The 12,995-nt window shown below is 22.0% G+C and carries 11 protein-coding genes; all 11 read right to left on the bottom strand.

All coding sequences use genetic code 11. The features are described 5' to 3' along the window. Positions 1 to 431: 431 nt before the first annotated feature. On the bottom strand, positions 432 to 641 hold the full coding sequence (locus J8J04_RS00990) for a hypothetical protein (protein ID WP_212331038.1): 210 nt from the start codon (positions 639 to 641) through the stop codon (positions 432 to 434). Continuing rightward, positions 634 to 834: a hypothetical protein gene (locus tag J8J04_RS00985; RefSeq protein WP_212331036.1), complete on the bottom strand. Its 201-nt coding sequence runs from the start codon at positions 832 to 834 to the stop codon at positions 634 to 636. Before J8J04_RS00985 ends, J8J04_RS00990 begins: the two co-directional genes overlap by 8 nt. 235 nt (positions 835 to 1,069) lie before the next feature. Further along, a complete protein-coding gene (locus J8J04_RS00980; protein WP_212331033.1) occupies positions 1,070 to 1,273 on the bottom strand; it encodes an ATP-binding cassette domain-containing protein in 204 nt (67 codons plus the stop codon). Positions 1,274 to 1,374: 101 nt separating this feature from the next. Beyond that, a complete protein-coding gene (locus tag J8J04_RS00975; RefSeq protein ID WP_212331030.1) occupies positions 1,375 to 2,841 on the bottom strand; it encodes a hypothetical protein in 1,467 nt (488 codons plus the stop codon). A 284-nt stretch (positions 2,842 to 3,125) separates the two neighbouring features. Further along, positions 3,126 to 4,208, bottom strand: a complete 1,083-nt coding sequence (locus tag J8J04_RS00970) for a metal ABC transporter permease (RefSeq protein WP_212331027.1) — start codon at positions 4,206 to 4,208, stop codon at positions 3,126 to 3,128. Then, on the bottom strand, positions 4,208 to 5,272 hold the full coding sequence (locus J8J04_RS00965) for a metal ABC transporter permease (RefSeq protein ID WP_308705511.1): 1,065 nt from the start codon (positions 5,270 to 5,272) through the stop codon (positions 4,208 to 4,210). Before J8J04_RS00965 ends, J8J04_RS00970 begins: the two co-directional genes overlap by 1 nt. Positions 5,273 to 5,285: 13 nt before the next feature. After that, positions 5,286 to 6,074, bottom strand: coding sequence for a metal ABC transporter ATP-binding protein (locus J8J04_RS00960; protein ID WP_212331024.1), 789 nt, complete (start codon positions 6,072 to 6,074; stop codon positions 5,286 to 5,288). Further along, positions 6,031 to 7,200 (bottom strand): metal ABC transporter solute-binding protein, Zn/Mn family, encoded by a 1,170-nt coding sequence (locus tag J8J04_RS00955; protein ID WP_212331021.1) that lies wholly within the window; start codon positions 7,198 to 7,200, stop codon positions 6,031 to 6,033. The genes J8J04_RS00960 and J8J04_RS00955 overlap by 44 nt, the downstream gene beginning before the upstream one ends. 397 nt (positions 7,201 to 7,597) lie before the next feature. After that, positions 7,598 to 9,223 carry an AAA family ATPase gene (locus J8J04_RS00950; protein WP_212331017.1) on the bottom strand — a complete coding sequence of 542 codons (1,626 nt, stop codon included), beginning with the start codon at positions 9,221 to 9,223 and terminating at the stop codon, positions 7,598 to 7,600. A gap of 231 nt (positions 9,224 to 9,454) precedes the next feature. Further along, a complete protein-coding gene (dnaN, locus tag J8J04_RS00945) occupies positions 9,455 to 10,591 on the bottom strand; it encodes a DNA polymerase III subunit beta (protein ID WP_212331013.1) in 1,137 nt (378 codons plus the stop codon). 90 nt (positions 10,592 to 10,681) lie between these two features. After that, positions 10,682 to 12,124: a chromosomal replication initiator protein DnaA gene (dnaA, locus tag J8J04_RS00940; protein ID WP_212331010.1), complete on the bottom strand. Its 1,443-nt coding sequence runs from the start codon at positions 12,122 to 12,124 to the stop codon at positions 10,682 to 10,684. Between the last annotated feature and the right edge of the window lie 871 nt (positions 12,125 to 12,995).

Below are 12,995 nucleotides of genomic sequence, written 5' to 3'. Positions count from 1 at the left end.
ACAATGATAAAATTTTCATACATTGTTAATTTTATGTTAACAAAAATCAAATATACCCAAAATAATCCATAAACAAATACACCGATACATTGAATCAAACTTAATTTTAAAATAATTAAAGATTTTAGTAACATCTTGATTAGAGGCTCTTAATGATTTTAAAATACCAATATCTTTTTGTTTTAATGTTATAACTTGTTTTATATAAACAATAATTTGAAATGTACCAATAGCTAAAAAATATAAATGAGCTAAAAAGGATCCCCGTAAGTATAAAGAAGGGACGCTTAAATCATTTTAATGAAAATAACGAAAATAATAAAGAATTAAAAAAAATAAAAGCGAACCCACAATAAAAAAGACAACATTAACTGTATTAAAAATAACTTTAAAATAAATTTTTTTATTATTTTTAAAAATATTTTTATTAATTAATAAAACTGTTTTCTTGGAAATATTAACATTGTTTTTAGGAAAAGATATGCTTTGATGATTTTTTTTAAATATGCACTATATTCTAAAGCAGAAGTCATTATAAAACCACTTTGTAACAAGTCATCTTTTTGTTGTAATAAAGTTTCTACTTCTTCTTGAGCGTAAAGATTTTTAGATATTGATTTTTTTTGGAATATTTTAGCCATTTTTTTTAGAAAGATCTTTAATAATAGTTCCTTCTGAAATTTCAAGAATACGATCTACATATTTAAAAGCACTTTTAGTATCATGAGAAACTACAATAACTAATTTTTCTTTAGCAAACTTTACTAAATATTCAAAAATAATCTGAGCTGTTTGATTATCAAGATTACCAGTTGATTCATCTGATAAAATCATTTTTGGTTCTTTAATTAAAGCACGAGCAATACTAACTCTTTGGATTTGTCCTCATGAAAGTTGATGTAGATATCTAGATTCTAAATCATTTAAGCCTAATTGAATTAATATTTGAGTTATTTGAGAATTATTAATTTTTTTTAATTGTAAAATTCGCAAGCAATAGAAATATTTTCTAAAACAGTTAAATTTTCTAATAAATTATATTCTTGAAAAATAAAACCTAAAAAATGAATTAACGATAAAAATCTAAGATAGCATTAGAATAAAAGGTAATATTTTGATCATAAACATAAATATTTCCTTGAGTAGGATAATCTAATCCTCCCAAAAGATTAAGTAAAGTAGATTTTCCAGAACCTGATTTACCTGTGATAAAAATTAGCCCTTTTTCAGATAAAGAAAAAGAAACATCCTTTAAACCATATGTATTATCCATTTTTTTTTAATAAACAACTAATTTTTAACATAATAAATTATCAACTCCTTTTTTTTATAAATTATTAATATTAAAAATTAAAAGAACAATGTTATTTAGTTTTATTTTTTTGAAAAACGTTTTTTAAGAACCATCCAATAAATCATTGTAACTAATAAAGTGGCACTAGAAACAGATGCAATAATAATTTTTGTCACATGTTCTCTAACAGCTTTTTTCGCTTTTTCAGGAACTTCTATTTTAGCCTTTATAACTTCATTTTTTACATGATTTCCTGTTACCTCTAAAATTTTTCTACTTAAAAAAGAAATAATGTCTGGTAAATCAGTTAACTTTTCACCTAAACATCTAGCAAGTATTCGTGCTACAAAAGGATGTTCAGTAAAAAATTTTTCTAATGCTGGAATCTTTTTTTCTGATTTATATTGCAACAATACATTATTATCCAATTGAGCTGAAACAGATGGCCAAAGATTAGTTATTTTAGACCACCAACTTTTTTTCTCTTCTGATGATAAAACTGTATTTGGTAAGTTTTGTTTGAAATTTTTTAAATTACTTAATATAGTTTTGAAAGCATCTTTTAAAGTTTTTTTAGGAGTATAAGAAATCCATTCCCATAAACTTTGTTTAAGTATTAATAATTTTAAAGCTTCTTCAAAATTATTTTCTTGTTGTAATTCTTTAATTTTATCATATGTTTCTTTAGCTTGTTTATATTTCTCATCATTTTGTAAATCATCTTTTAACTCTAGTTTTTTTTCCATTAATGTTTTAATTTTATCTTGAATAAATTCTATTTCTTCTAATTCTTTAGTTAATTTTTGTTGTGATTCTTTATTTTGAAATTCTTCATTTTTAGGAAGTACAACTAATGATTCTTGAGCTAACAACGATTGTTGTTTATTATCAGAAATATTTAATGATATAACCGCGTTTGTGAATGTAGTTGCCACTTTTATAACCACTTGTTTGAATATTTCGGTTACCCAATTACAAACTTGAATTAATTTGCTAGAAGTTGTTTGTTCAGTTTCGTTACTTTGTTGTGTTTTCTCTTCTTCTTTTTTTATTGTTACTGATTGAGGTTTTTCTGGTTTGTTGTTAATTATTTCAGGATTTTCAACTGATTTTAATTGAAATATTATTTGTTGAATTAACTTCGAATGTGTTTTATCTGAATTTTCAATACCACTTTTTGTATTTATACTCAAGCCTTCACCTACTAATTGTTTTGAGTTAACTTTTGCTATAGGTTTATTAAAGCTACAAGTTGATGTTATATTTGTTATTTTTTTTTCTAAGGTTTCATTTTTAACTGTTGTATTATCTTCTAATGAATGTGTTTTTTGGTTAACTTTTTTTGTAGGTTTTTTAGAACTATAATTTCCTAATTTTCGAGTAAAATTCAAATATCCACTAAAAACATAAACAACATTATCTTGATAAGGATTTTTATTTTTAAAAAAATGACCAAAATTAAAAATATGTAAAACTAATAAAAAACATAAATAAAATAAATGTAAAATTATTCCTATAAAAAATATTTTTTTAATTTTAAAATTCATAATTTAACTCCTTGTATCTAACAAAAAATTTTTATATTCAATCAATTTATGTACTTTATATTATAATTGATTTTCTATTTTAAGATACTAATTTATAAAATATTCATAATCAAAAAAAAATTGGTAAAACAAACATTAATTATAACGTTTATAATTAATGTCATAGTAATAAAAATATAAATTTAAAAATGAAATTACTTATATAGTATACCTTATTTTGAATTATAAATTTTAAAATTTCAACTATTAAGAAGGATTGGATGCAATTAGCAAAATAAAAATAGTTAAATAGAAGAAGCTATTTTTTCTTCTAAAATTTGTTTACCTAAAGGTTTTAGAAAAATATGATTATTTTTAATCACAATATAATCTAATTTTAAAGATTTTTGGATACAACGATCATAATTAATACAAGACCATTGTAATTCTTCTTTTAATTTGGATAAATAATTAATTTTACAAACTTTATCATTATTATATAAATGCATTAAGAAAGCAATTATCATAAAAGATTTTTTTTGAACATAATTTTTAATGATCTTAGCTATTATTCCATTTTGTGGTTCAAAAATAAGGACTAATAAAAAAAGAACTAAAATAACTACTGAAATTAATCCTGATACTGGAAGATCCCAGATAATTCCTAAAAAATAACCTAAGCTAGAAGTAACAAAAGCAAACCACATTGATAACAAGATACAATTAACTAATTTTTTACTTAATAAAAGAGCAATTGAAGCAGGACCAATAATACATGCAATAGTCATTACAGAACCAACAATATCAAAAGAAATAACAGCTGTCACAGATATTAAAGTCATTAGACAATAATTAATGATTAAAGAAGAAAAACCTAAAATAGCAGCCAAAGCAGGATCAAAAATAAAAATCTTTAATTCTTTATAAAAAAGAAAAATAAAACCAAGATTTACTAATAAAACAACAATAATTTTAGGCAATTCACTTTGATTAGTTAATTCAATATTTCCTAATAAAGCAGCATCAGTATCCATATGAACATCACGAATATAAACACTAATAATAATAATGGCTAAAGCAAAGAAAAAAGTAAAAACAATCCCAATAGCAGAATCTTTTTTAATCCTAGGATTATTACCTATTAATTCAACTAAATAAAAAGTCAAAAGTCCAATTACAGTAGCTCCTAAAATTAAAAAAGGAGAATTTAAATTTTTAACTACTAAAAAAACTAAAACAATTCCTAATAAAACACTATGACTAATAGCATCAATAACCATAGAAACTTTTTTTAAAACCAAAAAAACACCTAAAACCGACAAAGCTAAAGCACAAAAAACTAAAACCACATAAACATCTAAATCAAATTGATTAATTAATTTAAACATTATTTAAACCGTCCATCAATTAAATTTTCAACTAAATGAATTCCTTTAACAGTAATAATAACTTGTTCTTGTTGTTTGCTTAAATACTTTTCTTCAAATAAAAAAGCATCGATTTCAAGAACATTGAAATAAGTACGATGTTTGTAAAAATGAATTAATTGTTTAAATTTACGAATCTTTTGTTGATAACAATAATTTTTAAATTTACGCGGAAAAACACCATATTTAGGAGAAAATAAAAAGACAATAAATAAAAGAATAGCTGTCGTAACTATAACAGCAGGTCCTGTAGGAACATTAGAATTTAAAGTACTTAAAACAACCCCAAATAAACCAGAAAAAAACATAATACAAGAAGCAATCATCAAATTAATTAATAATTTATCACTCATCTGACGAGCAATAACACCAGGCATAATTAAAAAAGCACTAGTTAAAATAATCCCTGTAATTTTTAAACTAATAACAATAATCCCAATTAATAAAATATTAAAAATAATACTAATAAAAATATTATTAAAACCCATACTTCTAGCAAATATTTCATCAAAAATAAAAATCTTTAATTCTTTCCATAAACAAAAAACAACTACCAAAACTATTAAAGAAGCCATGGCTATATAAATCAAATCATCTTTAGAAATTAATGCCACTTGTCCAAAAATAAACTTTTCTAAAACAGCAATAGAACTATCTTGAGAACTTTTTTGAGCATAAGCTATTAAAACATTTCCTAAACCAAAAAAAGAAGCTAACAACAAAGATAAAATAGTATCTATTTTAATTTTAGAATATCTTTTCATAATTTCCATCAAAAATAAAGAAACAAGAGCAGCCCCAAAGGAACCTAACCAAATAACCCAAATAGTAGTTTTATGAAAACAAAGATAAGATATAGCAATTCCTGGCAAAACAGTATGAGAAACAGCATCTCCTAATAAAGCTTTTTGTTTTAAAATAACAAAAACTCCTAAAATACCCGCAGCAAAACCTAATAAAGAAATACCTAATAAAATTTTTAAAGTACTACTTTGACATAAAATATATATAATATCAACAATCACATTAATTTACCTTTTAATATTTCTTATTTTCTGAATTAGAAGAGGGCGAGGAAAGAGTAATATTTTTTAATTGATAATTTTGATAAGTTTTTTGAATATTTTCAGCAGTAAAAGTAGTTTCAATAGGTCCACTTGCTATCTTTTGAATATTTAACAAAACAACATGATCAAAATATTGAGGAACTGTTTCTAAATCATGATGTACTACAATAATAGTTTTATTTTCTTTTTGTAAATCTTTTAAAACGGCGATAATTTTTTTTTCAGTTTGAATATCAACTCCTTGAAAAGGTTCATCCATTAAATAAATATCTCCTTGTTGTGCTAAAGCACGTGCTAAAAAAATTCTTTGTTGCTGTCCCCCAGAAAGTTCTGATATTTGGCGTTCTTTTAAAGGTTCCATCCCTACTTTTTGTAAAGATTGAATGACTATTTGATAATCTTTATTATTGGGTCTACAAAACCAACCTAAATGTCCATAACGACCCATTAAAACAACATCAAAAACAGTAGTAGGGAAATCCCAATCAACTGAATTTCTTTGTGGAACATATGCTATTTTCTTTCTTATTTTTTTATACTTTTTTCCTTGGAATAAAATTTCTCCAGAAACTTTAGGAATTAATTCAATTAAAGTTTTAATTAAAGTAGATTTTCCTGCTCCATTAGGTCCTACAATAGCTGTTAAAGAACTTTGATAAAAATCAAGATCAATATCCCATAAAACAGGTTTTAAATAATAACTAACTGTTAAATCTTTAACTATAATTGCTATTTGATTTAGTTTGGTTTGGTTGTTCACTTAATAAATTCTCCCTTATAATTTTAAGATTATTTAAAAAAGCTCCGATATAAGTTGCATGTGAATATTGATTTGAATTTGAAGTTAAAGAAGAAGGTGAAAAACTTTCTTGATATTTATCTGTTCCTAAAGAATCTGAATATAACTCTTCCTGCTCCACTATTTTAATTTCACCACTTAATCCCTGAACTCTTCTTTGTTTGTCGACCTCTTCTTTCAAACTTTTTAAAGAATCTTTAGGCATAGAGGTTTCAGTAAAAATAGCTTTAATATCTTGTTGAGCTAATTTTCGCGCTAAAGTGACTATTTTATTATTACTAGCTTCTGTTTGAGTAGAAATACCTTGGATGGATTCTAATTCAAAAGGAAATTGATGGCGTTTACAAAAAGATTCCCAATAAGAAAAGGCATCATGAGCAGTTACTATAATTTTATTGGATAAAGGTTTCATTGAATTGATAATATGTGTTTTTAATTTTTTTAAAACATCATTATAAATCTTAAAATTGGTTTCTAATTTGTCTTTGTCTTCTTGTGAGTCAACTATTTTTCTTTCTGAAAATTTGTTTTTTAAATTTGAAAAAGTATTTATCCATAAATCAATTTGAAACCAAATATGAGGGTCGTAATCTTGTGAATTTGATTCTTTTAATAAAAGTTCTTTAGATTCATTATCATCTTTTAACAATTCACCTACATCAAGCAAACAATTAGGTTTAGCAAAGTGTTGAAAAGCATCAGGCATTTTAGCTTCTAAATGAAGTCCATTCACAATTACTAAATCAGCTATTTTAATTTTTTGACGATCTGATAACTTAGTTTTATAATTATGAGGATCAATTCCAACACCCATTAAAGTTTGGCATTCGATATTTTTTATTTTTTGATATTTGTTTTCTGATTGTTCTTTGGTTTCATCACAATTAACATCGCCAATTAAATGCTTAACTAAATCTTGAAGCATAGTTGTTGTTGTTACTATTGTGACTGTTGTTTTATTTGTATTTTGAGAGTTTTTTTGTTGAAAAAAAGCAAATATAGGAATTAATAAAATAAAAGTGGTTATTCCAATTATTAAAAAAATTTTAATTATTAACTTTGTCATATTTTTATTAAAATCATTCATAAATTATAAATACTTTTTTCCTAATTTGTTAATCTTTAATATTTATTTTAAGTTATTAAATCAAAAACAGTTAAATCTTTATTAAAATCTTAATATCTTGTGAATTAATATTATTAATATTATTAGTAATATTATTAGTTTAGTTAGTAATATTATTAGTTTAGTTAGTAATATTATTAGTTTAGTATTATTAGTTTAGTTTAGTAATATTATTAGTAATATTATTAGTATTATTAGTATTATTAGTAATATTAACAATACACCATATTATTTTAAAACAACTGTTAATATAATATTATACACTAAAAATAAAATATAAGTAAATAAATTTAATAAAAAAAAAAAAAAACTATTAATTGTTGTTTTAATAGTTTGGATAGCTTAAGTTAAATAATTATTATTTTTTTAATTTTAATTGGTTGTTTTCAATTTCAATAGAATTTGTTTTAATATTTGTAAAATCTTTATTGGATAAATTTTCATTATTATCAAGTTTTTTATATTGTTCTGAATTATCTTTATTAAATATTTTTTTTTGATCTTCTATAATTTCTTTTGCTATTTTATATGATTCATCAATAATTTTTTCAATTTTTTTTTCAGCTGTTTCATTTTGTGGAACCCCTCTTAAAGGGTTTAATCCTTCCATATCATCTTTCAATGACATACCAAAATTTAAAACCATCTGACGAGCAATTTGATAAGCTTCGTTTAAATCATCACCACAACCCATACTAATATCTTCTAAATTTTTTTGTTCTGCTGCGCGTCCTCCTAAAGCAATAATAATTTTTTTAATTAAATCATTTTTAGTTGAAAAAATAGTATGTTCAGAAGGTAATAAAATAGAATAACCACCTGTTTTACCACGTGATTTAGTGGTAACACGATGAACTTTAAAACCTAAAGATTTAGCAACAACTGCATGTCCCAATTCATGAATTATAGTTCGTTTTTTATCTTTGTCTGGTTTTTTCTCTTTTTTTTCAGCACCCAGTGTAATTAAATCCATTGCATCATAAATAACATTTTGATCAATTGAATTATTTTTTTTCACTTCTTTTACTAAAGACATAATTTGAGCAGGAGAAAAATTATAACCATGAATTATTGTTGCTATTTCATTATAAAATTCATCATTTGGATTAGAAATATGGTTTTTCGGAAGCATTTTTTCAAGTAAAGTTTTAGTAGTTAGCAAATCAGGATAATCTAATAAAATTTTTCTTCCCAAACGTCCTTCTCTTAATAAAGCTTCATCCAAGACATCATCTCTATTAGTAGCAGCAATAATAATAGGTTGAGGAGTTTGATTTGATGAAAAACCATCCATTTGAGTTAATAAAGCAGTTAAGGTTGATGTTTGTTCTGAATTTCTATGAGAATCTTCTGTTCTTTTCAAACCTACAGCATCAATTTCATCAATGAAAATAAAAAAATATTTTTGATTTTTTTTTTGAGCAGTTTTGGAAGCAGTTTCAAAAAGAGATCTTATTCGAAGAGCCCCAATTCCAACATATTTTTCAACAAAATCTGAACCAGTTGTAATAAAAAAAGGAGCATTATCACAAACAGAACCAGCTAAACATTTAGCTAAAAAAGTTTTACCTGTTCCAGGAGGGCCATATAATAAAATTCCTCTTGGTAAATCTTCATTTATTTTTTTATCTGTTTTTTTATTTACTACATCGATATATTCTTGAAGTTGTTTTTTTAATTCATTATATCCAACAAAATCATCTATATTTAACTTTTTGCCATAAGGTTGATATTGTTTATCACGAGCCCAATTAGTATCTTTTTCTTTTGTTTGTTCTAAATTTTTATGCAATTCTTTAGCTCCTACCATTAATATCATTAAAAAAAAGATAACAAATGAATTAACAATAATAGTTGAAATACTAGCAATAATTGATAAATAATCTCTTTTAGGAGATTTAGGGAAAGGATAAATTGGGTTTTGTGGTGTTTGATGTGGTTGTTGATTTATTTCATCATCAAATCTTTGAGGTTCCCATTTCATAAATTATAATCTCCTTCTTTTAAATTTTGTTTAAATTTATTCGCTTTCTTAAACCTTGATATTAAAATTAAATAAAAAAATAATATATTTAGAAATAAAAATATAAAAAAATTATTAATTTATTGATAATATAAAAAACAACTTACTTACATTATAGCATAAAAAGTATTCATATTTAATATTTTAATGATCTTATTATCATATAAAAAACAATATAGAAATATAAAGAAATTAATTATTTTCTATTAAAATTGGGAAAATTAAATGAATAGAAGATTCTTTTTCTAAAGTAGTAATAATAAATGGTTTTAAAGGATTTTCAAAATAAAAAATAATTTCTTTCATGGTTAAAACTTTTAAAATATCTTCTAAATATTTAGCATTAAAAGCTATTTTAAAACTGGAAGAGACAACTTCTAAAGGAATAATTTGTTCTAAAGCAGTTCCTAAATTTTGACTTGAAGTTGATATTTCAATTATTTTTTCTTCAGTTAAAACAAATGTAATAATATTGTTATTACCTTCTTCTTTAGCAAAAAACAAAGATACTCTTTCTAAAATTTTTATTAATTCTTCTCTATTTAAAATAATTTTAGAAGTAGAATTTAAAAAATTAAATTCTTGAATTTTAGGATAATTACCTTCTAAAAGAGCAGTTTGAAACCATAAATTATCAATTTCTAAAAAAATTTTATGATTATCTGAATAAATTTTTAAAGTTTTGGTTTCACAATATTCTAATATTTTAATTAATTCTTCTAAGCTTTTATTAGGAATAACAATATTAAAATCATTATAAGCAATATCTAATTTAATATTTTTACGACTCATTCTAAAAGCATCAGTTGCCAAAGCTTTTAACATTTGTTCTTGATAAATTAAATTCATTCCCATTAAAATAGGTCTTTTTTCATTTTTAGCATTAGAAATATTTATTTCTTTAATCATATTTTTAAAACGTAAGGTTTCAATTTCAAAAAAAGGTAACTTATGGAAAGTAAATTCAAGTGATAAAAAATCTAAAATTTCCATTAATTTTAATTTATATTCACAAAAACTAGTTTTAATTACTAAAAAATTATTTTCTGTAACTGTAATTTTAATCAAAGAATCATTAATTTTTTTAATTATTTCAATAAAGTATTTTCCTAAGCAAGCTATTTGTCCTTCTTTTTTAATTTTCAAACTCGAATCATTAATTTTTATTTTAATAGCGATATGACCATTATTAACTTCTAAAATTAAGTTATTTTTACAAGTTGTTAATTTTAAAGCATTAAAAATAGGGAAAAATGTTTTTTGTGGCAAAATTTTTTGAATTTTTAAAAGTTGCTCTAAAAAGATATTTTTATTAATTTCTAAATACATTTAATTGAGTTTATCCTTTTTTTTATTATTAATTATTATTTTTATCTTAATTCTTTTTTTAATCTTTATTTTTTATTTTTTCAAATCAAATCAAGAGTTGATTTTTTTTAAAATAAGTTCAATTGATTTTTTTAATTCTAAATCATTTTTACATTTCTTTTTAATTTTTTGATAACCTTTAAAAGCAGCTGAATGTTTTCTTTTAAAAAAACTACCAATAATATTATAAGGAAATCCTTTTATTTCTTTGATTAAATACATTGCAATATGACGTGGAAAAGTATATTTATGTTGTTTTTTTTCTCCCATTAAATCACGAATACTAATATTGAAAAAATTACTAACTACTAATTTTATTTTTTCTAAAACATCTTCATCATAAGAAATATTTTTTTTACTTTTAATTAAAGGTTCTAAAGCATCATTGGCAACTTTTAAATCAATTTCATAACCAAATATTTGAGCATAATTTAATAATCTTAATAAAGCTCCTTCCATTTCTCTGATATTATTAATAAAAGAAGAGGCAATTAATTCTAAAATTTCTTTTTTAACTTTTAGGGGATTTTGATTTTCTTCTTGAAATTCTAATATTTTTTTCTTTAAAATATTTACACGATGTGAAAAATCAGGTTTTTGAATGTCAACCAATAATCCAGCTTCAAAACGTGAAATTAATCTATTCATAATATTTTTTAATTCTGATGCAGGTTTATCACTTGTAATAATAATTTGTTTTTGATTTAAATAAAGATAATCAAATAATTTAAAAAATTCCATTTGAGTCCTTGTAGCTCCTGCCATAATTTGGATATCATCAACTAAAAGAACATCAATATCACGATATTTTTCATTAAAATCTTCTATTTTGGCTTTTCTTAATTGATTAGTAAATTCTTCAATAAAATCATCTGCTTTCACATATATTACTTTTTTGGTTTGTTTTTCTATAATATAATTTCCAATTCCTTGTATAAGATGAGTTTTACCAGTGCCAGTTTTACCAAAAATATAAAAAGGATTTATTGAAATTTTATTTTCTTTAATTATTTTTTTAGCTATATTAAATGCAAATTTATTACTTTTTCCAATTACAAAATTATTTAGATTATATTTATGATTTATATTTCCGCAATTATATTTATTAAATTTTATTTTTCTTTCTTCTATAGAAACATTTAAAAAAGAATTTTCAATTTCTAATTCTGAGTTTATTTTATTTTTTTTAATTTCTGTTTTTTTTTCGTTATTGTTTTCATTAGTATTATTTGATAAAAATTTTTCTTTAGAAATGAATTCAATTGTTATTTTTTTCTTAATTTCATCTTTGATTAATTCTTTTATTTTTTTAAAATACATTTTATAAATTTTGTTTTTGATAAAGTCTGTTTCTACTAAAATGATTATTTTTTTTTCTTTATCATTTTTATAAATTTGTTTAATATTAGAAAATGTTTCTTTAAAAGCTTCATCACTATAAATTTTAGATAGTTTTTTTAAAATTTTTTCCCAAATTTTAATATAAGATTCCATGATTTTACCTTTTTTTTAATTTTTATATTTTTGTTTGTTGTTTTTTTATTTTATTATTTATTATTGTAGTAGATGTTTTTGTACACTTAAAATTAAAATCAGCTTTTAATTCTTTATTTTTTTCAAAAAAAGAAGGAACTTTTTAGTAACTTTTTTTATCATTAAGTAACAATTTTTCTTTTTTTTAAAATAATGAGAATTTCCTTATTTTCAAGAAAAATAACTTTATTCACATAAAATCATAACACAAAAAATAATAAATTTTAGGAACAAAAAAAAATTCACTTTTCCTAATTTGGAAAAATATGATCTTTTTAAAAAAAATAATAAATTTTAGGAACAAAAAAGAATTTTATTTCTTTCAAAAAAATTCCTTTTTATCCTTATAAAAAAAAGATGTTATTAATTTTTATAGGAACTTTTTTAACTCATTTAGGAAACAAAATTTTCACTTTTCCTAATTTTTATTTTGATGATTTATTTTTAAAAAAATGATGCTTCTTTTTGTAACTTTTCAGATTAAATATTTTTTTTATTTTATTTACTAAATTTTAAATATTTTTCCTACTTTTTGATTAATATTTATTTATGATTTTATTTTTAAAATATTTTTAAAAATAGATTGAAAAATGTTAAAATATCCTTGTAATTGTTTTTTAAAAAAAATATTTTATGTTTTTCCTAATTTTTTTATTTTCTTATTGCCTGCTTAATTTATTTTAAGGAAAATATATTTATATGATTTTTACATTGTTTTCTACCTTATTTTATTATCATTTTATTTAGTTTTATCTAGATTTTAAAATTTTTACAAGTTTACAAGAGTGTAAATTTTTATTTATTATGTTATTTTTCATTATATTTTTTCTTA

The sequence above is a fragment of the 'Fragaria x ananassa' phyllody phytoplasma genome, assembly GCF_018274325.1.
Taxonomy (GTDB): domain Bacteria; phylum Bacillota_I; class Bacilli_A; order Acholeplasmatales; family Acholeplasmataceae; genus Phytoplasma.
This window is presented reverse-complemented; position numbering and strand designations above follow the sequence as displayed.

Excerpts from the sequence above, each read along its gene's own strand:
- J8J04_RS00990 (WP_212331038.1), bottom strand. The coding sequence starts at position 641 with ATGGCTAAAATATTCCAAAAAAAATCAATATCTAAAAATCTTTACGCT.
- J8J04_RS00985 (WP_212331036.1), bottom strand. The coding sequence starts at position 834 with ATGATTTTATCAGATGAATCAACTGGTAATCTTGATAATCAAACAGCT.
- J8J04_RS00980 (WP_212331033.1), bottom strand. The coding sequence starts at position 1,273 with ATGGATAATACATATGGTTTAAAGGATGTTTCTTTTTCTTTATCTGAA.
- J8J04_RS00975 (WP_212331030.1), bottom strand. The coding sequence starts at position 2,841 with ATGAATTTTAAAATTAAAAAAATATTTTTTATAGGAATAATTTTACAT.
- J8J04_RS00970 (WP_212331027.1), bottom strand. The coding sequence starts at position 4,208 with ATGTTTAAATTAATTAATCAATTTGATTTAGATGTTTATGTGGTTTTA.
- J8J04_RS00955 (WP_212331021.1), bottom strand. The coding sequence starts at position 7,200 with ATGAATGATTTTAATAAAAATATGACAAAGTTAATAATTAAAATTTTT.
- J8J04_RS00950 (WP_212331017.1), bottom strand. The coding sequence starts at position 9,223 with ATGAAATGGGAACCTCAAAGATTTGATGATGAAATAAATCAACAACCA.
- dnaN (WP_212331013.1), bottom strand. The coding sequence starts at position 10,591 with ATGTATTTAGAAATTAATAAAAATATCTTTTTAGAGCAACTTTTAAAA.
- dnaA (WP_212331010.1), bottom strand. The coding sequence starts at position 12,124 with ATGGAATCTTATATTAAAATTTGGGAAAAAATTTTAAAAAAACTATCT.